This is a genomic window from Saccharopolyspora elongata, assembly GCF_004348985.1.
In the GTDB taxonomy this organism is placed as follows: Bacteria; Actinomycetota; Actinomycetes; order Mycobacteriales; family Pseudonocardiaceae; genus Saccharopolyspora; species Saccharopolyspora elongata.
The window spans coordinates 158973-181592 of sequence record NZ_SMKW01000001.1; the positions used below are offsets into that span (position 1 = coordinate 158973).

General features: G+C 72.3%; 18 protein-coding genes. 8 read left to right on the top strand and 10 right to left on the bottom strand.

Features of this window, described 5'->3' with window-relative positions; genetic code table 11:
• Positions 1 to 149 precede the first annotated feature (149 nt).
• The 4 genes from E1288_RS00835 to E1288_RS00850 form a co-directional block, all read right to left on the bottom strand.
• Positions 150 to 1307, bottom strand: coding sequence for a GAF domain-containing sensor histidine kinase (locus E1288_RS00835; RefSeq protein WP_132479271.1), 1158 nt, complete (start codon positions 1305 to 1307; stop codon positions 150 to 152).
• Between the two features lie 533 nt (positions 1308 to 1840).
• Positions 1841 to 5281: a thiol reductant ABC exporter subunit CydD gene (gene cydD / locus E1288_RS00840; protein WP_132479273.1), complete on the bottom strand. Its 3441-nt coding sequence runs from the start codon at positions 5279 to 5281 to the stop codon at positions 1841 to 1843.
• Positions 5282 to 5377: 96 nt separating this feature from the next.
• Positions 5378 to 6391 (bottom strand): cytochrome d ubiquinol oxidase subunit II, encoded by a 1014-nt coding sequence (gene cydB / locus E1288_RS00845; protein ID WP_132479275.1) that lies wholly within the window; start codon positions 6389 to 6391, stop codon positions 5378 to 5380.
• Between the two features lie 15 nt (positions 6392 to 6406).
• Entirely contained in the window at positions 6407 to 7912 is a 1506-nt protein-coding gene (locus E1288_RS00850; protein ID WP_132479277.1) for a cytochrome ubiquinol oxidase subunit I, read from the bottom strand.
• Between the two features lie 219 nt (positions 7913 to 8131).
• Here E1288_RS00850 and E1288_RS00855 point away from each other — a divergent pair, with 219 nt between their 5' ends.
• The 5 genes from E1288_RS00855 (at position 8132) to E1288_RS00875 (ending at position 13140) form a co-directional block, all read left to right on the top strand.
• Positions 8132 to 8671, top strand: coding sequence for an RNA polymerase sigma factor (locus tag E1288_RS00855; protein WP_132479279.1), 540 nt, complete (start codon positions 8132 to 8134; stop codon positions 8669 to 8671).
• A complete protein-coding gene (locus E1288_RS00860) occupies positions 8668 to 9471 on the top strand; it encodes a hypothetical protein (RefSeq protein ID WP_132479281.1) in 804 nt (267 codons plus the stop codon). The genes E1288_RS00855 and E1288_RS00860 overlap by 4 nt, the downstream gene beginning before the upstream one ends.
• Positions 9472 to 9474: 3 nt before the next feature.
• On the top strand, positions 9475 to 10200 hold the full coding sequence (locus tag E1288_RS00865; RefSeq protein ID WP_132479283.1) for an ABC transporter ATP-binding protein: 726 nt from the start codon (positions 9475 to 9477) through the stop codon (positions 10198 to 10200).
• Entirely contained in the window at positions 10197 to 11411 is a 1215-nt protein-coding gene (locus E1288_RS00870; protein ID WP_132479285.1) for a hypothetical protein, read from the top strand. The genes E1288_RS00865 and E1288_RS00870 overlap by 4 nt, the downstream gene beginning before the upstream one ends.
• Positions 11412 to 11583: 172 nt before the next feature.
• Positions 11584 to 13140 carry an ArnT family glycosyltransferase gene (locus E1288_RS00875; protein ID WP_235883246.1) on the top strand — a complete coding sequence of 519 codons (1557 nt, stop codon included), beginning with the start codon at positions 11584 to 11586 and terminating at the stop codon, positions 13138 to 13140.
• Here the strand turns inward: E1288_RS00875 and E1288_RS00880 are convergent.
• A complete protein-coding gene (locus E1288_RS00880; protein ID WP_132479287.1) occupies positions 13092 to 14528 on the bottom strand; it encodes an aminotransferase-like domain-containing protein in 1437 nt (478 codons plus the stop codon). The genes E1288_RS00875 and E1288_RS00880 overlap by 49 nt on opposite strands.
• 64 nt (positions 14529 to 14592) lie before the next feature.
• Between E1288_RS00880 and E1288_RS00885 the strand changes: the two genes are divergently transcribed.
• Entirely contained in the window at positions 14593 to 15753 is a 1161-nt protein-coding gene (locus tag E1288_RS00885; RefSeq protein ID WP_132479289.1) for a trans-sulfuration enzyme family protein, read from the top strand.
• Between the two features lie 33 nt (positions 15754 to 15786).
• On the opposite strand, the gene E1288_RS00890 is transcribed toward E1288_RS00885, so the two are convergent.
• From E1288_RS00890 to E1288_RS00905, 4 genes are all read right to left on the bottom strand, one after another.
• Positions 15787 to 16653, bottom strand: coding sequence for an NAD(P)H-binding protein (locus E1288_RS00890; RefSeq protein ID WP_132479291.1), 867 nt, complete (start codon positions 16651 to 16653; stop codon positions 15787 to 15789).
• 487 nt (positions 16654 to 17140) lie between these two features.
• Entirely contained in the window at positions 17141 to 17797 is a 657-nt protein-coding gene (locus E1288_RS00895) for an IclR family transcriptional regulator (protein ID WP_207954114.1), read from the bottom strand.
• Positions 17798 to 17837: 40 nt separating this feature from the next.
• Complete coding sequence (locus E1288_RS00900) at positions 17838 to 19043, bottom strand: fumarylacetoacetate hydrolase family protein (RefSeq protein ID WP_132479295.1); 1206 nt, start codon at positions 19041 to 19043, stop codon at positions 17838 to 17840.
• Positions 19040 to 19906 (bottom strand): hypothetical protein, encoded by an 867-nt coding sequence (locus tag E1288_RS00905; RefSeq protein WP_268951780.1) that lies wholly within the window; start codon positions 19904 to 19906, stop codon positions 19040 to 19042. Before E1288_RS00905 ends, E1288_RS00900 begins: the two co-directional genes overlap by 4 nt.
• Positions 19907 to 20201: 295 nt before the next feature.
• Here E1288_RS00905 and E1288_RS00910 point away from each other — a divergent pair, with 295 nt between their 5' ends.
• Positions 20202 to 20981 (top strand): DUF2470 domain-containing protein, encoded by a 780-nt coding sequence (locus tag E1288_RS00910; protein ID WP_132479297.1) that lies wholly within the window; start codon positions 20202 to 20204, stop codon positions 20979 to 20981.
• Positions 20982 to 21172: 191 nt separating this feature from the next.
• Here E1288_RS00910 and E1288_RS00915 read toward each other — a convergent pair whose 3' ends face one another.
• Positions 21173 to 21532: a hypothetical protein gene (locus tag E1288_RS00915; RefSeq protein WP_132479299.1), complete on the bottom strand. Its 360-nt coding sequence runs from the start codon at positions 21530 to 21532 to the stop codon at positions 21173 to 21175.
• A gap of 111 nt (positions 21533 to 21643) precedes the next feature.
• Here E1288_RS00915 and E1288_RS00920 point away from each other — a divergent pair, with 111 nt between their 5' ends.
• Complete coding sequence (locus E1288_RS00920) at positions 21644 to 22453, top strand: CPBP family intramembrane glutamic endopeptidase (protein WP_397527374.1); 810 nt, start codon at positions 21644 to 21646, stop codon at positions 22451 to 22453.
• Positions 22454 to 22620 lie beyond the last annotated feature (167 nt).

The following is a 22620-nucleotide window of genomic DNA, read 5'->3' on the forward strand; positions in this document are numbered from 1 at the left end:
GCCTGACGGACCCCCGAAGCGGAGGCGCGCGATGACCGATCGCGTCGGGATCGGCGTCGGCGTCGGCGTCGGCGTCGGCGAGAAGCGAATCCGCACCGCCTGGTTCGGCGCGCTCCTCGCCGATTTCATGTCACCGCGGAGCTGACGCCTCAGGGGGCCGCCGTCAGCGGTACCTCCCAGGTGACCGTGGTGCCGCTGTCCGGCGAGGACGTGACCACGCAGCGGCCGCCCGCCGCGACCGCGCGCTCTTCGAGGTTGCGCAGGCCGCGCTTGCTCACGTCGCGGGGAATTCCGCAGCCGTCGTCCACCACCTGCAGCAACAGCCCCGATTCCGAGCGCCGCACCCGCACCAGCACGGTTTTCGCGCCGGCGTGCCGGACCACGTTGGACAGCGCTTCGCGGAGCGCGGCCCGGGCGTGGTCGGCCACCGGCACCGGCACGTCGCTGAGGTCGCCTTCGATCTCCAACCGCGGCGGCCAGCCCAGCAGTTCCCCGGCGATCTGCACCTCGGAACGCATCGAATCGTCGAGCGCGGGCGCGTGCGCCGGGTCCTCCGGGTCCGCCGAGCGCAGCGTGCGGGCGGTGGCGCGGACCTCGGCGATCGCCTGGTCGATCTGCTCCATCGTCTCGGACAGGCGGGCGGCGTCGGCGGTGTCGAGGCGGCCGGACAGCCGCCGCTCCAGGACCTCCAGCTGCACGCCGGTGGCGTAGAGCCGCTGGACGATCACGTCGTGCAGGTCGCGGGCGATGCGCTCCCGCTCCTGGTAGACGGCGATGCGCTGGCGCGCCGTGGAGCCCTCCGCGAGCACCAGCGCGAGCCCGGCCTGCGCGGCGAACGAGGTCAGCACGTCCACCGCGACCCGGGTGAAGGTGCTGGCGCCGCGCCGCCGGTACACGGCGAGCGCGCCGAGCCGCCGCTCGCGGGTGCCGAACGGCGCGACCGCGAACGGGCCGTAAACCCGCAGCGCAGCGGGGACGTAAGGGGCGGTGAGCGGATCGTCGATCAGGTCGTCGACGACGACCGGCACGCCGCTGCGGGCGACCCGCGCCGCGGCCGAACGCGACGAGAGGACGGTGCCGACCGGGTCGCCGAGCGGGCCGGTCGCGGTGGGCGCGCCGTAGGCGGCCTCGACGGTCAGGCGGCCGTCGTCGGCTCGCACGGTGACGACGCCGAGGTCGGCCTCCGCGAGTTCGGCGGCGCGGCGGACAACCAGTGGGAGGACGGCCTCCGGATCTTCGGCGGACAGCGCCAGCCGGGTGATCTCGGTGGACGCCGCCAGCATGCGCTTGGCGAGGGTGGAATCCATGTCATGCACGAGGCTATAGCTCCCGCGAGTGCGAAGGCGGGTCCGGACGACGCAGGTCACAGCCCATCCGCGGCCCAGCCCCGGCCGTCGCGGCGACCCCGCAGGCCCGGAGCCGTGAGCGCACCGGCTTGGTGCGGAGGCTGTTCGGGACGTTGCTCTGCGCGCTGGTTTCGCGCGAAAACGGCGTTTGCCACACCTGCCGGACGACGGTTTCGCGCGAAAACGGCGCTCGCCACGCCCGCCAGACGACGGTTTCGCGCGAAAACGGCGCTCGCCACGCCCGCCAGACGACGGTTTCGCGCGAAAACGGCGCTCGCCACGCCCGCCAGACGACGGTTTCGCGCGAAAACGGCGCTCGCCACACCTGCCAGACGACGGTTTCGCGCGAAAACGGCGCCCCGTGCCGCGCGACCGCCCCGCGGCTTCGACACGTCGAAGACGGAGGTCCGCCGCTACCGAGTCCCTGCGCCATCGCAGCCAGAACAGCCTCTGCAACGCCCAACGCGCTCACGGCTCCGAAGCTCGCGCGGCGGTCACGGGAGGGCGCCTTCGCGCTGGGCCTCGCGGACGACCGCGATCTCGCCGGCCTCGACGCGCAGGACGATGTCCGCGTGGTCGGTCTCCGACCAGCGGTGCGTCACGTGGATGACGGTGCGGTCGCGCAGCGCGTGGCGCAGGCGGGCGAGCAGCGCCTCCGCGGTCGGCACGTCCAGGTGCGCGGTCGGCTCGTCGAGCAGCACCAGCTCCGCGTCCGCGGCCAGCAGGGCCCGGGCCAGTGCGAGGCGCTGTGCCTCGCCGCCCGACATCGCCGTGCCGCCGCTGCCGACCATCACGTCCAGCCGCTCCTCCCAGCCCGGCAGCCCCGCCACCCGGAGCGCCTCGCCGAGCTCTCGGTCGTCCGCCTCCGGCGCGGCGAGCCGCAGGTTCTCCCGGATCGTCGTCGACACCAGCTGCGGCTCCTGCGGGCACCATGCGACCTTCCGCGGCACCTGCACGTCGCCCCGCTCGGCCTCCAGGAATCCCAGCAGCAGCGCCAAGATCGTGGACTTCCCGCCGCCGGACGGCCCGACCACCGCGACGTGCGCCCCGGCGGGCACCCGCAAGTCCGCGCCCCGCAAGGCGATTCCGCCCGAACCCGGCCACCGGACATCGACGCCGGTCAGCTCGACACCGGACCGTGCCGCCGGATCAGCGGCGCCTCGCCCCGAATCGGCAGGGGCATCACCACCGCCCGCCACCGGATCAGCGGAGACAGATCCGCTGCCCGAGCCGACCGCCAGCAGCGGCGCCAGACGCGCTTGCGCTGCGCGCAACGACTTCCACTGCTGCGCAGCGGGCGGCAGCAACGCGACGGCTTCAGCCGCGGCGAGCGGCACCAGCCCGAGCAGCGGAGCAAGCTCCGGCGCCAACCGGCCTTCGGCCACCGCCGCCGCCCCGAACCAAGCTCCGCCGAGCACCGCGATCCCGACGAGGAGCGTGTTCACGGCCGTCGCTGCGCCCGCGCCGAAGGCGGCTCGGCGGGCACGAGCAGCGAGGCGCTCGTCGGCGGCGGCCAGTACGGCGCGACGCTCCTGGTGCGCGCCGAAGGCGATCAGTTCCGCCGAGCCGTCGAGCAGCGCGAGGACGCGAGCCGCGACGCGCCGGCGCCCTTCCGCCACGGCAGCGGTCGCGCGGCGCTCCGCGGCGAGCGCAGCAAGCGGACTCGCGACGAAGGCGACGAGCAGCGCAGCTGCGAGCACCGCACCCGCTTCGGGGAGCACCAGCGTTTGGAGCACCACCGCAGCGACCACGACGACCGCCGCGACCAGCGGCGGGAGGATCACGCGCGGCTCCAGGTCGCGGACGGAGTCGACATCGTCGACGAGGCGCGCGACGCCCTCGCCGCGGCGGAGCCCGGCGGTGCGCACCGGCCCGAGTCGCACGAGGGCATCCCACAGCTGCCGCCGGAGGCGGCCGGAGAGCCGGAAGGCGGCGTCATGCGTGACGAGCCGCTCCGCGTAGCGGAGCACCGAGCGCGACAGCGCGAAGGTGCGCACGCCCACGACCGCGACGGAGAGCGTGAGGATCGGCGGCTGCTGCGAAGCGCGGGCGATCAGCCAGGCCGACGTCGCGGTCAGCGCGAGGCCGGAGAGCAGCGAGAGCGCGCCGAGGCCGACGCCGAGGAGCGTTCGCGGCGTGATCAGGTCGCGGATGCGACCGGTCGCCGCCGGCAGGTCGGGCGGGGCGGCCGGAAGGGCCGCGGTGGCCGCTTCGGGTTCGGCTTCGGCCGCCTCCGGGCGGTGGCTGGCGAGCACGACCGTCGCGCCCGCTTCGGCGGCGCGGCGGACTGCCTCGTTGACCTGGTGGGCCGTCGCTGCGTCCAGGTGCGCGGTCGGCTCGTCGAGCAGCAGGATCTTCGCGTCGCCGCGCAGCCTCAGCAGGGCGCGTGCCACCGCGACCCGTTGACGCTCCCCTGTGGACAGTTCGTCGATGCGGCGGTCGCGGAGGTGGGCGGCGGCCGCGGCGGCGAGCGCTTCGCCGACGTGCGCCGTCAGGTCGGGTTGGTCGGCGGTGGCGACGGTGAGCTCATCGGCGACGGTGCCGCCGGTGAACGTCGGGCGCTGCGGCACCCACGCGATGCGGCGACGCCACTCGGCCGGGTCCAGCTCGGCGATGTCCACGCCGTCGCAGGTGATCGTGCCGCTTTCCAGAGCGGCGAAGCCGAGCAGCACCGACATCGTCGTCGACTTGCCGCTGCCGCTCGGCCCGATCCCGTCGAAGCCCTCCAGCCGCACGATCTCGCCGGGCCGCGCCACGAAACTCAGGCCGTCCGGCGCGAACCCGTCCCGCCGCCGCACCCGCAACCCGGCCACCTGCACCTTCGCCGGCCCGTCGGAGCGAACGGACCGTTCACGCCGATAGGCGAGGTCAACGGTCCGTTCGCTCGAACCCAACCCACTCGACGCGAACGGGCCGCGCGAGGTGAACGGACCGTTCGCCTCGTCTAGCGATGCGGAGGTGGCGTTCGCCTCGCCGCGCGAAGCGCCGCCGCTCACGATCTCGTCGACCCGGCGGACGGCTTCGACGCCGTCTTCGCTGGCGTGGTGCGCCGCTCCGGCCGCGCGCAGCGGCAGGTAGCACTCCGGCGCGAGGATCAGCACCAACAGGCCCGTCGCCAGGTCGAGGTCGCCGGAGACCAGCCGCAGGCCGATGCCGACCGCCACCATCGCCACCGACAGCGACGACAACAGCTCCAGGACCAGCGCTGAGAGGAAGGCGATGCGCAGCGTCGCGATCGTGGTGCGGCGGTGCGAGTCGCTGACGCGGCGGACGACCTCGCCCTGCGCTCGCGCCCGCCCGAACGCCGTCAGCACCGGCAGCGCCCGGATCAGCTCCAGCAGTTGCCCGGACAGCCGCTGCACCGCATCGGCGGCGCGCGAGGTGCGCTGCTCGGTGTACTTGCCGACGAGCCACGCGAACAGCGGGATCAGCGGCACGGTGATCACGATGACCAGCGCGGAAACCCAGTCGGAGAACAGGATCCAGGCCCCCACCAGCGGCGGCACCACCGCCGCGGTCACCAGCGCGGGCAGGTACTTGGTGAAGTACGCGTCGAGCGCGTCGAGGCCCTTGGTGGCGAGCGCGGTCAGCTCGGCCGGGCCGCGCCGGTGGATCCACTCCGGGCCCCGCCGCAGCGCGGAATCCAGCAGCAGGCCGCGCAGCTCCTCCTTCGCGCCCGCCGCCGCCCGGGCGGACACCGACTCGGTCGCCCAGCCCAGCGCGGCCCGCGCCACCACCGCACCGGCGAGCACCACGAGGTGGTCGCCGATCTCCTCCGGCGAGGCGGCGCTGGTCACCACGGCCGCGAGCGCGCTGCCCAACGCCCAGGCCTGCACGATCAGCGCGGCCGCGTTGCCGACGGAGAGCAGCCCGGCCACGACGAGCGCGCGCCGGGCCGACCCCGAAAGCCGAGGCAGAGCTCCCAGCGGACCCATTACGAACTCCTAGTCGAATCGCCAGGTCACGGGCCGTGCGTACTTTCTGCCGCTATGGCAACACAAAGCACGCACGGGACCTGACCAGCGGAACCGTCAGGCACTGGGCACGTGCACCGGCGGGATGTGCTTGGTGCCGATGCGCTTGCGGAACACCCAGTACGTCCAGCCCTGGTAGATCAGCACCGCCGGGGTGCCGAAGGCCGCGACCCAGGTGATCACCGTCAGCGTGTACGGGCTGGACGCGGTGTCCGCGATGGACAACGACCACGCCGGGTCCAAAGTGGACGGAATCACGTTCGGCCACAGCGCGCCGAACAGGGTCACCACCACGCCGGCCAGCGCCACGCCCTGCAGCGCGAACGCCTGGCCGTCCCGCCACTGGTACAGCCGGGCCAGTCCGGCCAGCGCCGCGACCAGCGCGATCACCAGCGGCACCCAGGTCCAGGTCTCGCCCTCCCGGAGCTGCGCGATGAACACCAGCGCGATCACCGGCAGCAGCAGCGGCACCCCGGCCATCAGCGCGAACCGCCGCGCCCGCTCCCGGATCTCACCCTCGGTCTTGAGCGACAGGAACACCGCGCCGTGCAGCAGCGAGAACCCGCACACCGCGAGCGCGCCGATCACGTTCGGCAGCGTGAAGATCGTCCACCAGCCGCCGACCCGGTCGCCGTTGGCGTCCAGCGGCAGCCCGAAGACGCTCGCGGACAGCACCAGCCCCACGATCAGCGGAGAGATCCACGAGGCGAGCACGATCACCACGTCCCAGGTGCGCCGCCAGCGGGCGGTGTCCACCTTGCCGCGGTACTCGAACGCCACGCCCCGCCCGATCAGCGCCAGCAGCAGCACCAGCAGCGGCAGGTAGGCCGTGCTCAACAGGGACGCGTACCAGCCGGGGAAGGCAGCGAAGGTCGCGCCGATCGCGACGATCAACCAGACCTCGTTGCCGTCCCAGACCGGGCCGATCGTGTTGATCAGCACCCGCCGTTCCTCGTTGCGGCGGCCCAGCACCGGCAGCAGCATGCCGACGCCGAAGTCGAAGCCCTCCAGGAACAGGTAGCCCAGCCACAGCAGGGCGATCACGCAGAACCAGAAGGTGGGCAGATCCATCGCAGGTGCAGCCTCTCAGTACGCGAAGGACAGGGCTTCGTCGTCGGACTTCTCCTCGCCCTCCGGCGGTTTCGGCGGCATCACCCCGTCGAAGCCACCGCGCACGTAGCGGACGATCAGGAAGATCTCCACGATCGCGAGCACCCCGTACAGCGCAGTCAGGGCGATCACCGAGGTCAGCAACTCGCCGGGGGACACCCCCGAGGACACGGCCGACGCGGTGAACATCCACACGCCGTCGACGCCGGACGGATCGGGGTTGGGCACCACCACGAACGGCTGGCGGCCCATCTCGGTGAACACCCAGCCGGCGATGTTGCCGAGGAACGGCAGCGCGATGCTCAGCACCGCCAGCGGCGCCCACCACTTGCCCGGCGGGAACTTCCGCTTGCGGGTCAACCAGAGCACGAACACCGCGCCGAGCGCGGCCAGGCCGCCGAAGCCGATCATGAACCGGAAGCCCCAGTAGGTCACCGGCAGGTTCGGCGTGTAGTCGATCGGCTGCCCGGCGAACGAGCCCAGCCGCGGGTCGTCCGGGTAGTGCGTGCCGTACTTGGCCTGGTACTCCGGGATCAGCGCCTGCACGCCCTTGACCTCGCTGGAGAAGTCGCCTTCGGCGAGGTAGGACAGGATGTAGGGCACCGTGATGCTCTTGACGTTCTCGCAGTCGGGCCGGCTGACGTCGCCGATCGCGAAGATCGAGAAGCTTGCGGGTGCCTCGCTGTGGCACAGCGCCTCCGCGGACGCCATCTTCATGGGCTGCTGCTGGAACATCAGCTTGCCCTGGATGTCACCGGAGATCGCCAGCCCGGCGAAGGCGATCACCGCGACCCACGCGCCCAGCCGCAGCGAGCCGTGCCAGGCGCGGCGGTCCTCGTCGTCCGGGGCGGACTTGCGGTGGTGGCGGGCGATCTGCCAGGCGGCGATGCCGATCAGGAACGAGCCGGCGACCGCGAAGCAGCCGAACACGGTGTGCGGGAACGCGGCGAGCACGGTGTTGTTGGCCAGCACCTCCCAGATCGAGGTCAGCCGGGGCCGGCCGTCGACCATCTCGATGCCGACCGGGTGCTGCATCCACGAGTTGGCGGCCAGGATGAAGTACGCGGACAGCACGGTGGCCAGCGAGAACGCCCAGGCGCAGGCCAGGTGCACGCCCTTGGACAGCCGGTCCCAGCCGAAGATCCACAGGCCGAGGAAGGTCGACTCGACGAAGAACGCGAGCAGGCCCTCCATGGCCAGCGGCGCGCCGAAGACGTCGCCGACGAAGCGCGAGTAGGAGCTCCAGGCCATGCCGAACTGGAACTCCTGCACGATGCCGGTGACCACGCCCATGGCGAAGTTGATCAGCATCAACTTGCCCCAGAACTTGGTCATCTTCAGGTAGCGCTGCTTGCCGGTGCGGTACCAAGCGGTCTGCATGCCGGCGACCAGGATCGCCAGCCCGATGGTCAGCGGCACCATCAGGAAGTGGTAGACGGTAGTGATCCCGAACTGCCATCGGGCGATGTCGAGCAGATCCACGGCTCCACCCTGCCGCCCTGTACTGCGAATGCGCAGAGGCAAGGGCCCTATCTCGCCCGGTCGAGAGTCCTGTCCTGGACGGGACCTTGGTCCCGGTCACGCAGAGCAGCCGAAGTCACCGGATCGATTACTTGTACCAAGCGATCCGGCGACGCGAAAGACCTCTGCGTGAACACGCCGACCGAAAACCGTTCCGGCCGTCCGTGCGTCTAGAGGTGTGTGCGCGATCAAGACCGGGAAGACGAGCGGTTGCTCAGGCGGGTCGCTCGTGGCGACCGGGGCGCCTTCGACGAGCTCTACGGGCGCAACGCGGGCTGGCTGGCGGTCCGGCTGCGCCGCCGCTGCGGCGATCCCGAACTGGCCGCCGAGGTGCTGCAGGACTGCTTCCTGACGGCGTGGCGCTCGGCGGCCGGATTCGACCCGTCGCGCAGCGCCGCCGGCTGGCTGTGGACCATCGCGACGAGCCGGCTGATCGACGCGCACCGCCGCCACAACGTCCGCATCCAGCCCGTCGGGGAGCCGGTCGATTCGGCGATCACCGCGGAATCCGCGGAGGACGAGGTGCTGGCCCGGGCCTTCAGCCCCGAGCTGGCCGGCGCCCTGCACCGGCTCTCCCCCGAGCTCCGGGCGGTCCTGCAGGCCACCGTGCTCGACGGCCGGACCGTGCGGGAGACCTCCGAGCTGCTCGGAATTCCCGAGGGCACGGTCAAGACCCGCGCGCGCAAAGCCCGCCACATCCTGAAGGAGGCACTCGCATGACGCACGAGCACTTCCCCGCGTCCACCCTGCGTGCCTACGCCGCGGGTCTGCTGCCGGAGGCGGACGAGGTGGAGGATCACGCCCTCGACTGCGCCGCCTGCCGACGGCTGATCAACGACGCGGCGTCCGGCGATCCGGTGGTGGTGCAGGCGCAGGCCGGCCTCGTCACGCTCCCCCCGCAGTTCCCCCGGCCGAGCCGGTGGCGCCGGCTGTGGGTGCTGCTCAACGCCGCCCCCGCGGTGCGCGGCGCCTGGCTGTTCGCCGTGCTCGTCGCGCTGGCCTGCGCCATCGGGATGGACCTGCTCAGCATCGGAGAACCCGGCGGCTGGTGGTCGCAGCACGGGTCCGCGCTGCTGCTGATCGCGCCGATCCTGCCCGTCGCCGGGGTTGCGCTGTGCTTCGGCCGGCTGGGCGACCCGGCCTACGAGATCACCGCGGGCACCGCGCTGGGCGGGCTGCCGCTGGTCCTCTGGCGCACCCTGTCGATCCTGCTCACCACCGTGCCGGCGAGCGCGGTGATCGGCGCGATCACCGGTCGGACGTCGATCGTCGGCTGGCTGCTGCCGTGCCTGGCGCTGACCGGCCTGACCCTGGCGCTCGGTTCGCGGTTCCGGCTCGAACCGGTGGCGGCCGCGGTCGCCACCGCCTGGCTGGTGCTCGCCGGCGGCCCGCTGGTCGGCGACCAGGTACCGGTGCTGCTCGACCGGCCGCTGCCGCTGCTGTGGTCGTCGCTGATCGTGCTGTCCGCCGCAGTGCTCTACCTCCGCCGCACGAACTTCCAGCACACGTCGAGGAGCTGAACAGTGACCGCCATCGAGATCCAGGACCTGGCCGTGCGATTCGGCCGCCGCCGCGCGCTCGACGCGATCACCGCGGACTTCGGCACCGGCGTGCACGGCCTGCTCGGGCCCAACGGTGCCGGGAAGTCGACCTTGATCCGGGTGCTGGCCACGCTGACCGCGCCCTCCGGCGGCTCGGTCCGGCTGCTCGGCCACCCGCCGGCCGGCGCCGACCTGCGCCCGCTGCGGCGCGAAATCGGCTACCTACCACAGGAATTCGGCTGGTACCCGAGGTTCACCGCGCGCGAGTTCGTGGAGCACTTCGGGTGGTTGAAGGAGGTCCCGGCCGCGGAGCTGATGCCGGCCGTGGACCGGGCGCTGCGGCGCGTCGGGCTCGGCGACCGCGCCGACGAGAAGCTGAAGCGCCTCTCCGGCGGGATGCGGCGCCGCGTCGGCATCGCGCAGGCCATCGTCAACGATCCCGGGCTCCTGCTGCTCGACGAGCCGACCGCCGGGCTCGATCCCGAGCAGCAGGACGAATTCCGCGAGCTGCTGCGGGAGCTCGGGCGAGATCGGTGCGTCGTGCTCGCCACGCACCTCATGAGCGATGCGAAGGCGTGCGATCAGGTGCTGGTGCTGGACGCGGGACGGCCGGTCTTCCGGGGGACACCGGCGGAGCTGGCCGACGGCGGCGATCTGGCGGACGGCTACCGCGCGGTGCTGGGCGCGAGCCGGGCGGGTGCGGCATGAACAAGAGGGTCTTCGGGAACGAGTTCTACCGCGGCGCCGCGGGCCCGCTCGCGATGACGATGCTGATATCGCTGGTCGCGGCACTGTTCCTGCAACCGTGGTGGGCGGGCAGCTGGAACGAACTGGTCGTGGTCGTGCGCAGCGGTCAGATCTTCACCTGGCCGTTGGTGGCGACTGCCGGTGCATGGGCCGCGAGCAGGGAGAATCGGCGCGGCACCGAGGAACTCCTGGCGACCCTGCCCCGGCCGGGTTGGCAGCCGTTCCTCGTGTCGTGGGCGGCGCTCACGCTGGGCGCGGCGCTCGGCATCGCGACGGCGTGGGGAATCGCGGCGACCTTCGTCTTCCTGATCGCCACCGGTAGCGGTACCGACTGGATCGCGGCGCTGCTGGTCTGCGTCCCCGCGCACGGCGCGGCAGCCGCGTTCGGCATGGTGCTGGGCCGGCTCATCCGGTGGCGGCTGGTCGTCCTGCTGACCCCGGCGTTGGCACTTCTGGTGTACACGGCGGCCAGCTGGGCGAGTTGGATGTCGGGTTGCGACGCGCTGTTCACGATCCTTCTCTCCGCACAGGTCTCCAACGGGTCGATGTACGCGGTCCCGTCGAGCGCGCTGCAGGCGATGTGGTTCGCGGCGATCGCGGCGAGCTTCCTCGTCCTGGCCGTGTCGCGTCGACGGTGGCTCGTGCTGGTGCCAGTGGCGCTGGTCGCCGAGCTGACACTGCTGATCGCGTCGGTCCCGCCGAACCGGCACGTGGTCACCGATCCGGTGGCGATGCAGGAGGTGTGCACGACGCGCGGGCCGACGATCTGCGTCGCGCGCTACGAGTCGCACGTGCTCGACGAGCTCGCCGAACTCGGCCAGCCGATGCTGGAGAAGCTCCGCGGCATCCCGGGTGCTCCAGAGGAGTTGCGGTTCCGCAGCTCGGAAAACCCGGATCTGCCCGCGTACCATTACGCCACGACCGCCACCGGGCGGTTCGCGGATCCCGTGCAGGAGCGCGGACAGCTGGCGGCCATGCTGACGGGCACGGTCCCGACCTGCGACGGCGAACCCTTCGACCGGGCTTTCAAGGCCGCGCAGTCGTGGTTGCTCGACGACGCGGAAGGCGCGACGCAGCTGCTCGGGAAGACCCCGGATCGCGAATGGGTGACCGCCTATTTCGCGGCACGCGTCGATTGCGACACCGATGCGACGTGGGCGCTGCTGGATTAGCGAACGTTCCGGCCGGTAGGCACTCGTGCGCGTTTTGGATCGCTATGGCACTCCAAACCACGCACGAGCCCTGACCAGCGCAAACCGAACCTCAACGAAAAACCGATTCTGATCGGCCGGAGAACACCCGATTCCGGCCGGTGCCTCCGCACGCCTGGAAAGGGGCCTGTCCGTGACGTTGACCCATCCCGGAAAAGCCGTGCAGCCTAAAGGAATCGTCCGGGAACCGTTGTTCCCGCTGGCGGTGCGGCCGGTTCTGCTGATCGCCGCGGCCGTCGCGATCGCGTTGCTGCTGACCAGCCCGCGTTACGGCTACTTCGCCGACGAGCTCTACTTCATCGCGGCGGGGCACCACCTCGCCTGGGGCTACGCCGACCAGCCGCCGCTGATCCCGCTGATAGCGTCCACTTTAGACACTTTGTTCCCGGGTTCGCTGGTGGCGCTGCGGATTCCGCCGATGCTGGTCACCGCCGCCGGAGTCGTCGTGACGGCGCTGATCGCGCGCGAGCTGGGCGGCGACCGCCGCGCGCAGGTGCTCGCCGCCGGGGCCTGGGCGGTCACCGTGCAGTTCGCCAGCGCCGGGCACCTGCTCGCGACCTGGTCGTTCGATCCGTTCCTGTGGACGGTGATCTGCTGGCTGGTGGTGCGCTGGACGCGCTGCCGCCGGGATCACCTGCTGCTGTGGGCGGGCGTGATCACCGCGGTCGCACTGCAGGTCAAGTTCCTGATCCCGGTGTGGTGGCTCTGCGTCGGCGTCGCCGCCCTCGCGACCGGACCGCGCGAGCTGCTGCGCCGCCCGATGCTCTGGTGCGGGGCGGGTTTCGCCGCGCTCACCATGGTTCCGACGCTGCTCTGGCAGCACGCCCACGGCTGGCCGCAGCTGCGCATGCCCGCCGCGATCGCCGCCGAGAACTGGTACGGCTGGCTGTTCCTCCCGACTGCCGTCGCCTGCGCGGGCCTCGTCGGTGGGGCTGCGGCCTGCTACGGCTCGTGGCGGCTCCTGCGCTCGCCGAACCTGCACCCGTACCGCTACCTGGGCTGGGCCGCCGTCGGGACCACGGCGATCTTCCTCCTCGCGGACGGCCGCCCCTACTACGTCGCAGGCCTGTTCGGCCTGCTCTACGCCGTTGCCGCAGTGGAGGCCCCGAAGTTCCCGGGCTGGCTCACCGGTACGGCTTTCGCGGTCTCCGCTTGCCTGGCGCTGGCCGCGCTGCCGGTGCTCCCGGTGTCGTCGATCCAGCGGTTCGACACGTTCGGCCGGGGCAGCATCGGCTGGCCGCAGCTGACCTCTGCCGTGGCCGACGCCTACCACCGCGCTCCCCCGCGGACCGCCGTCATCACCCACGACTACTGGTCGGCCGGCGCCCTGCACCACTACGGGAGCGCGGCCGGGATTCCCGAGGCGTACAGCGGAAGCCGGGGATTCTGGTACCTCGGCCGCCCGCCGGAGGACACCGAGCACGTGGTGTACCTGGGCGGCACCCGCGATTACCTGCTCCGGTCCTTCCGCGATGTCCGCCCTATGACCACAGTGGACACCCCGCTCGACACCTACTACGAGGGCACCACGATCTGGCTCGCCAGCGGGCCGCGACGGCCGTGGGCCGAGCTGTGGCCGCAGTTCCGGCGCATGGGCATCTTCGACGGCACCACCGGCAGCGGCACCGAACTCCCCGGAGCTCAGACGACCAGCGCGTTCACCGCGGCGACCGCGGCCGTGCCGTCGTAGGAACGCCACGCCTCCGCCATCCGGCGCACCGCCTCGGCGAGCTCGTCCGGCGGGTAGTGAAACGGGATGCGCAGGCAGCGTTCGCTGCGCCGCTGCGGATCCAGCGACTGACCTGGCAGCACCGCGACGCCGAACCGCAGCGCGTGCTGGGCGAAGGCGCTCGCGTCGCCGTAGGGCAGCGTGGCCCAGAGCGTCTGCCCGCCGGCAGGCACCCGGAACGTCCACGGCAGGTTCGCGTCGAGTTCGGCGCAGAGGCGGTCGCGCCGGGCGCGGAGTTCGGCGATCCGCCGCTCGCGCACCTCGTCCAGCCGCGGCAGCAGCGCGGCGGCCAGCCACTGGTCCAGCACCGGGCCGCCGAGATCGTGCACCGCCCGGAGCCGCGCCAGCCTCGTGATCAGCGGCTCGGGCGCGCGCACCCAGCCGACCCGCAGGCCGCCCCAGACCAGCTTGCTCAGCGATCCCACGTTGATGACCGCCGAGCCGTCCAGCGGCTCCGGGGCCGCGTCGTCGAGGTCGAGCTCGGCCAGCACCTCGTCGTCGATCAGCGGGACGCCGTGCCGCTCGCAGGTCTCCGCCAGCCGGCGGCGCTGCAACGACGGCAGCAGTTCGCCGGTCGGGTTGTGGAAGGCGGAGATCACGTACGCCAGTGCCGGACGATCCGCCACCGCGCGCAGGTAACCAGCCAGGTCCAGCCCATCGTCGGCGCGGACCGCGCGGATCCGGGCGCCGGCCTCCTGCGAGAGCTCGAACGAACCCGGATAGGTCGGGGCGGCGAGCAGCACCTCGTCGCCGGGCGCCACGAGCAGCCTGATCAGCAGCGAAAGGGCTTGCTGCGCCCCGTTCACGACGAGGATCTGCTCGGCGCGGGTCGGCACACCGCGCTGCGCGTAGCGGTCGGCGATCGCCTGCCGCAGCTCGGGAACGCCGGCCGGGTGGTAGCCCATGTCGGGGCCGATGGCGGCGAGCCGGCCGGTCACCGCGGGCAGCAGCTCGGCGAGTTCGGGTGGCGGCAGCAGCGGGCTCGCGCACGTCAGCTGGATCGCGCCGTCCGCGGGTTCGAGCAGGTGCAGGTACATCGGGCCGACCGACTCGACGGCGGCGGTGCGGGCGGCGGTGAGCCACGCCGACGTGACCCGGGTCCCGCTGCCCTGGCGGCGTTCGAGCCGCCCTTCCTCGCGGAGCGTCCGGTAGGCGGCCACGACGGTGTTGCGGCCGACCGCGAGTGCGCCGGCGAGCGCGCGGTCGGGCGGCAGCACGGTGTCCGGCGGCAGGCTGCCGTCTTCGATCAGCTGCCGCAGCCGCACCGCGAGCAGCTCGTGCAGCGCGCCGCGCTGCGCGGACCAGCGGCCGAGCAATCCCACGACGCGATCCAGCGAAATTGGTTCCATCGAGGAACCAATCTACCCGCATTGGCGCTTCCCGCGGACCGCCGCCGCGGGAAGCCTTGTTCCCATGACCCACTTGAACACCCGCTGCGTCCACGTCAAGACCCCGGAGGCCCCCGAGGGGCGGCCGCTGACCGCGCCGCTCTACCAGACCTCCGGCTTCGCCTTCGCCGACCCCGCGGTCTTCGCCGACGGCATGGCGAACCCCGACGGCGCGCCGGTCTACTCGCGGATTGGCAACCCGACCGTGCGGGCGCTGGAGGACACCGTCGCCGAGCTGGAGGGCGGGCAGGCCGGCTTCGCGACCGGCTCCGGCATGGGCGCGATCAACTCGGTGCTGCTGACGCTGCTGAGCAGTGGCGACCACGTGATCGCCCAGCGCAGCCTCTACGGCGGCACGTTCGCGTCGTTCGAGAACCTCGCGCACCGCTGGGGAATCGAGGTCAGCTACGCGTCGGGCCCGGCGGAGGCGCGGCAGGCGCTGCGGCCGAACACCAAGCTGCTCTACGCCGAGACGATCTCGAACCCGATGGTGGAGGTCGCCGACCTGCCCGGGATGTTCGCGGTGGGCCGCGAGGCGGGCCTGATCAACGTCGTGGACAACACCTTCGCCACCCCGCTGCTGTGCCGCCCGATCGAGCAAGGCGCGGACGTCGTCGTGCACTCGACGACGAAGTACCTCGGCGGCCACTCCGACGTGCTGGGCGGGGTCGCGGTGTTCGCGGACGCCGACCTGCACCGGGAGCTCTGGCCGGAGCTGGTGGAGATCGGCGCGTCGGCGGATCCGTTCGCGGCGTGGCTGACGCTGCGCGGCGTGCAGACCCTCGCGCTGCGGATGCGCCAGCACTGCGCGAGCGCCCAGTTCATCGCCGAACGGCTCGCCGGGCACCCGGCGGTGCGCGCCGTGCACTACCCGGGCCTGCCGTCGCACCCCAGCCACGAGCTGGCGCGGAAGCTGCTGACCGGCAACGGCGGCGTGCTGACCTTCGACCTGGGCAGCAGGGCGGCCGGGCTGGCCTTCGTGCAGGCGATCCGGGTGGCATCGCTCGGCCCGTCGCTGGGCGGCGTCGAGACGCTGGTGCTGCACCCGGCCAGCACCTCGCACCGCCAGCTCACCGACGAGCAGCTGCGCGCGGTCGGCATCGGCGAAGGCGTCCTCCGCGTCTCGATCGGCATCGAAGACCCCGACGACATCTGGGCCGACTTCGACCAGGCCCTGCCCAGGTGAGGGCGTCCCGCACCGGGTGCGGGACGCCCCCGGTCACCACCCGGCCGGGCGGAAGTCGGCGGCGTGGTCGCGGGCCCACTCGGCGAAGCCGCGGGCCCGGCCGGTGACCGGCTCGGCCGTCGGCATCGCCGCGCTCGCGTCGAACTCCGCGGCCTCCGCCGGATCCTGCGCCGCGCCGGAGTAGTCCTCGAAGCCGAGCAGGAAGTCCGCGTTCGCCGCCGCGAACCCGCCCTGCGCGAGGTAGAGCTCCCGCGCGCGCTCCCGGCCGATCACCTCGAAGCGGATCTCGCGGCCGATGGCGTCCCCGATGGCCCGGACCTGCTCGCGGTAGGTGAGCAGGTCCGGGCCGTTCACGTCGTAGGCCCGGCCCGCGTGCCCGTCCGACAGCAGCGCGGCGGCGGCGACCTCGGCGATGTCCAGTTCGTGCGTCGGGTACCAGGCGACGTCGGGGTTCGGATCGCGCACCACGCCCTCGGCCCGGATCGACGGGCCCCACAGCGCCAGCTTGTTCATCGCGAACTCGCCGGGCCGGACGTGCGTCCACTCCAGGCCGGAGTCCTGCACGGCCCGCTCGACCGGCAGGTGGAAGTCGGTGTCGAAACCGCCGGTCACGGCGCCGGAGGACAGCACCACGATGCGCCGCACCCCGGCGCGCTTCGCGGCATCGACCACGTCGCGCGCGGTCTGCGGCACGGGGAACAGGAAGAGCCGGTCGACGCCGCGGAGCGCCGCGTCCAGGGTGTCCGGCGCGGCGAGGTCGCCCAGGGCGGCCTGCACCCCGGCGGGGAACTCGGCGCGCGGATCGCGCGTCAGCGCACGCACCTGCTCGCCCTCCGCTGCCACCAGCCGCAGCACGTTGCGGCCGACGTTCCCGGTCGCGCCGGTGATCAGGATGGTCATGACGTCCTCTCGACGATTGCTTGCGGGGAGGGCCTCGAGCGCTCGACGACGCTCCATCTCTACCGGGCGATCACCCCGTAAGCAAACATGAACACGACGTTCACATACGCTTCTGAACTGCGAAAATGTCACCTGATCAAGATCATCTAAAGGCCTGCATTTCGGCGCCGGAAACACCCGTTGACCAGCCGCGACCGAAATACGGACTCCCAATTTTAGGCAAAATTGGAATTTCCACCGTCACCGCAGCGGGGTTCCCAATTTTAGGCAAAATCGGAGCCCTGATGACGAGGCTCGGAGCGCTCCAATTTCACGGTCGTTTCCTGATGGTGCGCGGACACGCGTGGGACGTGGGCGTCCGGGGTGCAGAGCGGCGGTTTCGCGCGAAACCGCCACTGCCTGTCAGGGTCGGGCGCATTCGGGACGAGCCACTCGGAGCCCTCCGAAACGGCCCCTTGGGCAAGATCGGACGACGCCGCGCCCGGGCTCAGCGCAGGGCTTCGGCGACCGCCTCGGCCGTTTCCAGCACCAGCGGCCCGATCTCCTCCGGCGCCAACGGCTGCAGGGCCACCACGCCGACGCTGGCGCGCAGCCCCGGCACTCCGCGCACCGGCGCGGCCACCGCGAACGCGCCCGGCTGCAGGTCGCCGCTGCTGGCGATCCACGCCGGCCCGCCCGGCGGCAGGTCCACGGCCCGACCGGCCGCGCCGCGCTGCACCGGATGACGACTGCCGACCCGGTACGACACGTGGTAGCTGGTCCACGACGGCTCGACGACCGCCACGGCCTGCGCCTCGCTGCCGTCGGCCACGGTCAGGTGCACCGTCGCGCCGACCTTCTCCGCCAACGCCCGCAAGGCGGGCAGCGATGCGATGCGCAGCTGCGGCAGCACCCGCCCGGCCAGCCACAGCACGCCGAGCCCGAGCCGCACCTTCGAACCCTCGCGGCGCACCAGGCCGCGGCTCTGCAGCGGCCCGAGCAGCCGGTACACGGCCGCGCGACTGACGCCGACGGTCGCCGCCAGGTCGCTGATGGTGGGCGCTTCGCTCTCCGCGTCCGCCACGGCTTGCAGCAGGCTGAGCCCGCGATCGAGCGTCAGCGAGCTCTCCTTGGTGCCTGGCTGGGCGTCGCGCGGCAGGCCCATCGGGCCGCGAATCGGCTCGGGGCTGGGTTGGGCCATCGCGTCACCTCCGAGCCGCGGCCAGCACCGTGCCGGTCACCTCGCCGAGCCCGATCACCGAACCGTCGGGCCCCGGCGCGCTGCCACTCAGTGTCACCCGGTCCCCGTCCTGGAGGAAGGTCCGCTGCTCGCCGTCCTGCAGCGTGATCGGCTCCGCTCCGCCCCAGGTCAGCTCCAGCAGGCAGCCCCGCTGGTCGCGCTCGGGCCCGGACACGGTCCCGGACGCGAACAGGTCGCCGGGACGCACCGGCGCGCCGTTCACGGTCATGTGCGCCAGCTGCTGCGCGGGCGACCAGCTCATGTGCTCGAACCGCGGCGAGGCCAGCAGCGTCTCGTTGCAGCGCACCTCCAGCCGCAGGTCCAGCCCCCACGGCTCCTTCTCGACGAGGTAGGGCTGCAGCGCGTGCGCCGGTTCCGGAGTCCGCACCCTGGCCTGTTCGAAGGCCTCCAGCGGCGTGATCCACCCGGCGACGGAGGTGGCGAACGACTTGGCCAGGAACGGCCCCAGCGGCTTGGACTCCCAGGCTTGGATGTCCCGCGCCGACCAGTCGTTGACCAGCGCCAGCCCGAACACGTGCTCGGCGAAGTCCGAAGTGGACACCCGGGCCGCCGGCTCGCCGCCGCAGACGAACCCGACCTCCGCCTCGAAGTCGAGCCGCCGGGTCGGGCCGAACGCGGGCTGCAGGTCGCCGGCGGCCTTGCGCTGCCCGCTCGGGCGGTGGATGTCGGTGCCGGAGACGTACACGGTGCCCGCGCGGCCGTGGTAGCCCACCGGCAGGTGCGACCAGTTCTCCGGCAGCGGCTCGGCGGTGCGCCGGAAGATGCGGCTGACGTTCTCGGCGTGGTGCCGCGACGAGAAGAAGTCGACGTAGTCGCCGACCGCGAACGGCAGCACCAGGGTGTGCCAGTCGGTGCGCACCAGGCTCGCGCCCGCCGGCGCCCGATCGGCCGCGACGAGCTCGCTGAGCCGCTCCCGCAGCTCCCGCCAGCGGTCGCGGCCCGCGGCCAGCAGCGGATCGAGCGAGTCGCCGGAGACCAGCTCGGCGAGTCGAGGACCGAGTTCCCCGGCGATGCCGCGCAGCAGCAGCGCGTGCCGCCCGACCCGCACCGCGATGCCCGGACCGCTGCCGGTCACCAGCACCCCGTAGGGCAGCGTCTGCGGGCCGAACGGCTTGTCCGGGGCGAACTCGGGATCCTCGATCCAGGTCAAAGCAGTCCCAATCCTTCGAGTTCGGCGACGGGGTCCTGCAACGAGCACGAGCCGTAGGAGGCGAAGACGTCGCGCACCGCGTTGGCCGCGTCGTCGGACAGGGCGCGCGCCTCCTCGGCCAGCGCCGCGCCGTCGGTGCTGGCCAGCGCCGCCCGGACGTCCTTGCCGGACAGCGAGCGCGCGGTGGCGACCAGGACGTTGAGGAAGCCGTGGTGGGTGAACCCGGTCTCCTGGTCGGTGCCGCGCACCGCGGTGTGCAGCCCGGTGGTGGCCTTGAACGGGACGTCGAGGGTGCCCGCCACCGCGAGGAAGTCGGTGACCACGTCGATGGACGGCACCGATTCGGCGGTCTGCCCGCCGCAGCGCAGCTTGGGCCAGCAGCCGTGCTCGGCGACCCGCCGGATGCCGTCCAGCCAGCCGTCGCCGCCGCGTCTCGGCTCGACCACCCGGATGATGTCCTCCGGCACGAACTCCGACACGCGCTCCAGCCAGATGTCGTCGACGTCGGACGGCGCGGGCATCTCGACCATCCGCAGCGCCAGCAGCTCCTGCCGGCCCTCGATGATCGACAGGGCCTTGGGCACGCCGCCGAGCCCGGTGTCGCACACCAGCGAGAGCGGCACCGGCGACGCCGGCTTCACCTTCGCCAGTTCGGTGATCAGCTCGGCCAGCCGGGACGCCTTGCACAGCATCGGCCCGAGCAGACCTGTGAACGCGCCGCCGCGCGCCTCGAGGTGGTCGGCCACCGCCTGCGGCACTTCGGCGGTCCCCGGCGGGAACAGCGCCGCGTCGTCAACCAATCGGGCGAACAGGGGCGGGATGCCGCGCGGACCGGGCGCGCGAAGCTCAACAGCGCTTGACACGGCTGACACGCTAATGCCGTACCGGCCAGTGAACAAAGGTGCCCGATAAACGGACGTCGGGCGGGGTCATGTAGGCCTCCCTCGCCTGGTTTGGACATCATCATCCTCCCTGGTCCGACGGCGCTCGCACCGCCCCTGGGGGCACTACTCCGGTTGCCGCCCCACGGGGACGTTCCAGCTGGTACTAAGAGGATGCGCGGGCGGTGGGGCCGCTTCGGCGACCGCGCGGCGCCCGATGAGGCGACTTCCCCACGCGACACATTTAAGTTAGGCTTGCCTAAGTTGGAGGTGAGCAGTGGGTGAGACGACCATTCGCCGGCCCGCGACGCCGAGCGCTGCCGAACGTGCCAGGAGCATCGCCAAGCGCGGCGGCCGCGCAGCGCTCCTGCCGGCCGACGAGAACTCGGCGCGCATCGCGCCGTTGCTGCACCACGTGCACGCCGATGGCTCCGCGACCGTCCTGCTGGCGGACGAGCACCCGCTGATCGCCGCCGCCTGGCAAGCGCCGCGCGCCGAACTGGCCGCGGTCCTGGAACTCACCGACCCGACGCCGGTCCGGCTGCGCGAACCGGTGCGCGGACTGCTGTGGCTGACCGGCTGGGTGCGGCTGCTCGACGGCGCGGAGGCCCACGACGCCGTGCTCTCGGTCGCCGACGAGCGCCCAGACCCGCGGCTGCTCGACGCCGGGCACGGCGCGAGCGTCCTGCGGCTGGAATCCGCGTCGCTGGTGCTGGCGGATTCGGAGGGCACCGGCTCGGTGGACCCCGCGGATTTCCAGGCCGCCACGCCGGATCCGTTCTGCATGCAGGAAGACGCGTGGCTGCGGCACCTGGAGCTGTCGCACCGCGACGTCGTCGGGCTGCTCGCCCGGCACCTGCCGGAGAAGCTGCGCGGCGGGCACATCCGCCCGCTCGGACTGGACAAGTACGGCCTGCGGCTGCGGGTGGAGTCGGCCGACGGTGACCACGACGTGCGGCTGGCGTTCTCCCACCCGGTCAGCACGACCGAGCACCTCGGCGTGGAGCTCCGCCGCCTCGTCGGCTGCCCGTTCCTCGCCCAGCAACGCCAGGGCTGACGTCTTCCGCACCTCGGAACTTCGCTCTCGGACTACCCGATTTTGCCTAAAATCGGGAGCGTCTCCACCGACTTCCGAGGCGCCCGATTTTAGGCAAAATCGGAGCGCCTCATCGCTCCCGGCGCAGCGGCAGGCGGGTTCAGCTGCGGCAATCGGGCCGGCGAAAGCTCGACCTAACGTCAGGTAGCTGGTCAGTCGTCGGGGCAGCGTTCGGAGTTCTCGGGGGTCAGGCGCTGGATGCGGCCGTCGCGGAAACGCAGCGGCTCGGCGCCCGGGCCCACCAGCATCGCCTCCTCCACCGCCGCATCGCGGGTGATCACCCAGAGGAACGCGCGCGCCACGATCGCCGATTGGCCGGGCCGTCGCCCGTCGGTGAACCGCACCAGCAGCCCGCCCGGATCGCTGTGCCGCACCTCGACCAGGACACCGTCCCGGATGCCGAACAGATCGGCCGAGCCGAGCGGCCCGTCGAGCACGTCGAAGCGGCGCAGCGCCTGCAGCACGCGCACCGCGCGTTCGGTGTCCGCCGCGCCCCACACGAACACGTCCATGCCGATCCGACGCGGCAGGGGCGGTGACCAGTTCCGCACGCGTTTTCCCGGTATTTCCAGACCTTCGAGCGCCCGGCCGGCGGCGTCACCGATCCGGGTACGGTTCGACGCGTGAGCACCCTGCGCGCATGGCTGACCCCGACCCGGCCCGGCGAGCCCGCGACGATCGCGGACCGGTCGGAGCGCAGGGCGATCATCATCGAGCTGTTCGTGGTCTTCACCGTGACACTCGGGCTCTCCGGCGTGCAGAGCCTGCTGTCGCTGCTGGACGCCCTGCTGCGCCCCGAACCGCTGGCCGACCAGCACGCCGCGATCAACGTGCCACAGGCGGAGCTCGGGCTGCTCGACATGCTCGCGCAGCTGACGAACGTGCTGCGGCTGTGCGCCTGGGGCGGCTTGGGGCTGTACCTGCTGTGGCGCGGCGGGATGGCGCTGCGGCAGGTGGGCCTGGACCGCTCCCGCCCCGGGCGGGACTTCGCGGGCGGGCTGGGCCTCGCGGCCCTGATCGGCATCCCCGGGCTTGGCCTGTACCTCGTCGCGCACTCCCTGGGCCTCGCCCTGACCGTCCAACCCTCCACTTTGGACGCGGCGTGGTGGCGCGCGCCGGTGCTGACGCTGGCCGCTTTCGGCAACTCCTTCGCCGAAGAGGCCCTGGTGGTGGCCTACCTGCTGACCCGGCTGCGGCAGCTGGGCTGGTCGGAGAACCGGGCGCTGTGGGTTTCGGCGGTGCTGCGCGGCAGTTACCACCTGTACCAGGGCTTCGGCGGCTTCGTCGGCAACGTCGTGATGGGCCTGGTCTACGGCCGCGCCTGGCAGCGCACGAACCGGCTGTGGCCGCTGGTCGTCGGCCACGCGCTGATCGACGTGGTGGCCTTCGTCGGCTACGCCGCCCTGCGCGGCCGCGTCGGCTGGCTGCCCTGACCGGGTTCGCCGCGAGGGTTTCCAATTTCAGGCAAAATCAGAAGCCCACTAGCCGACGAATCGATCGTCCATTTCGCGCAACGATCCGATGGTCGATCGGGCTTTTTGGTTAATGATTGATCGAAATCATCGTCGATGACGGACGTTTCCGTTAGTCGCGGTTAGGC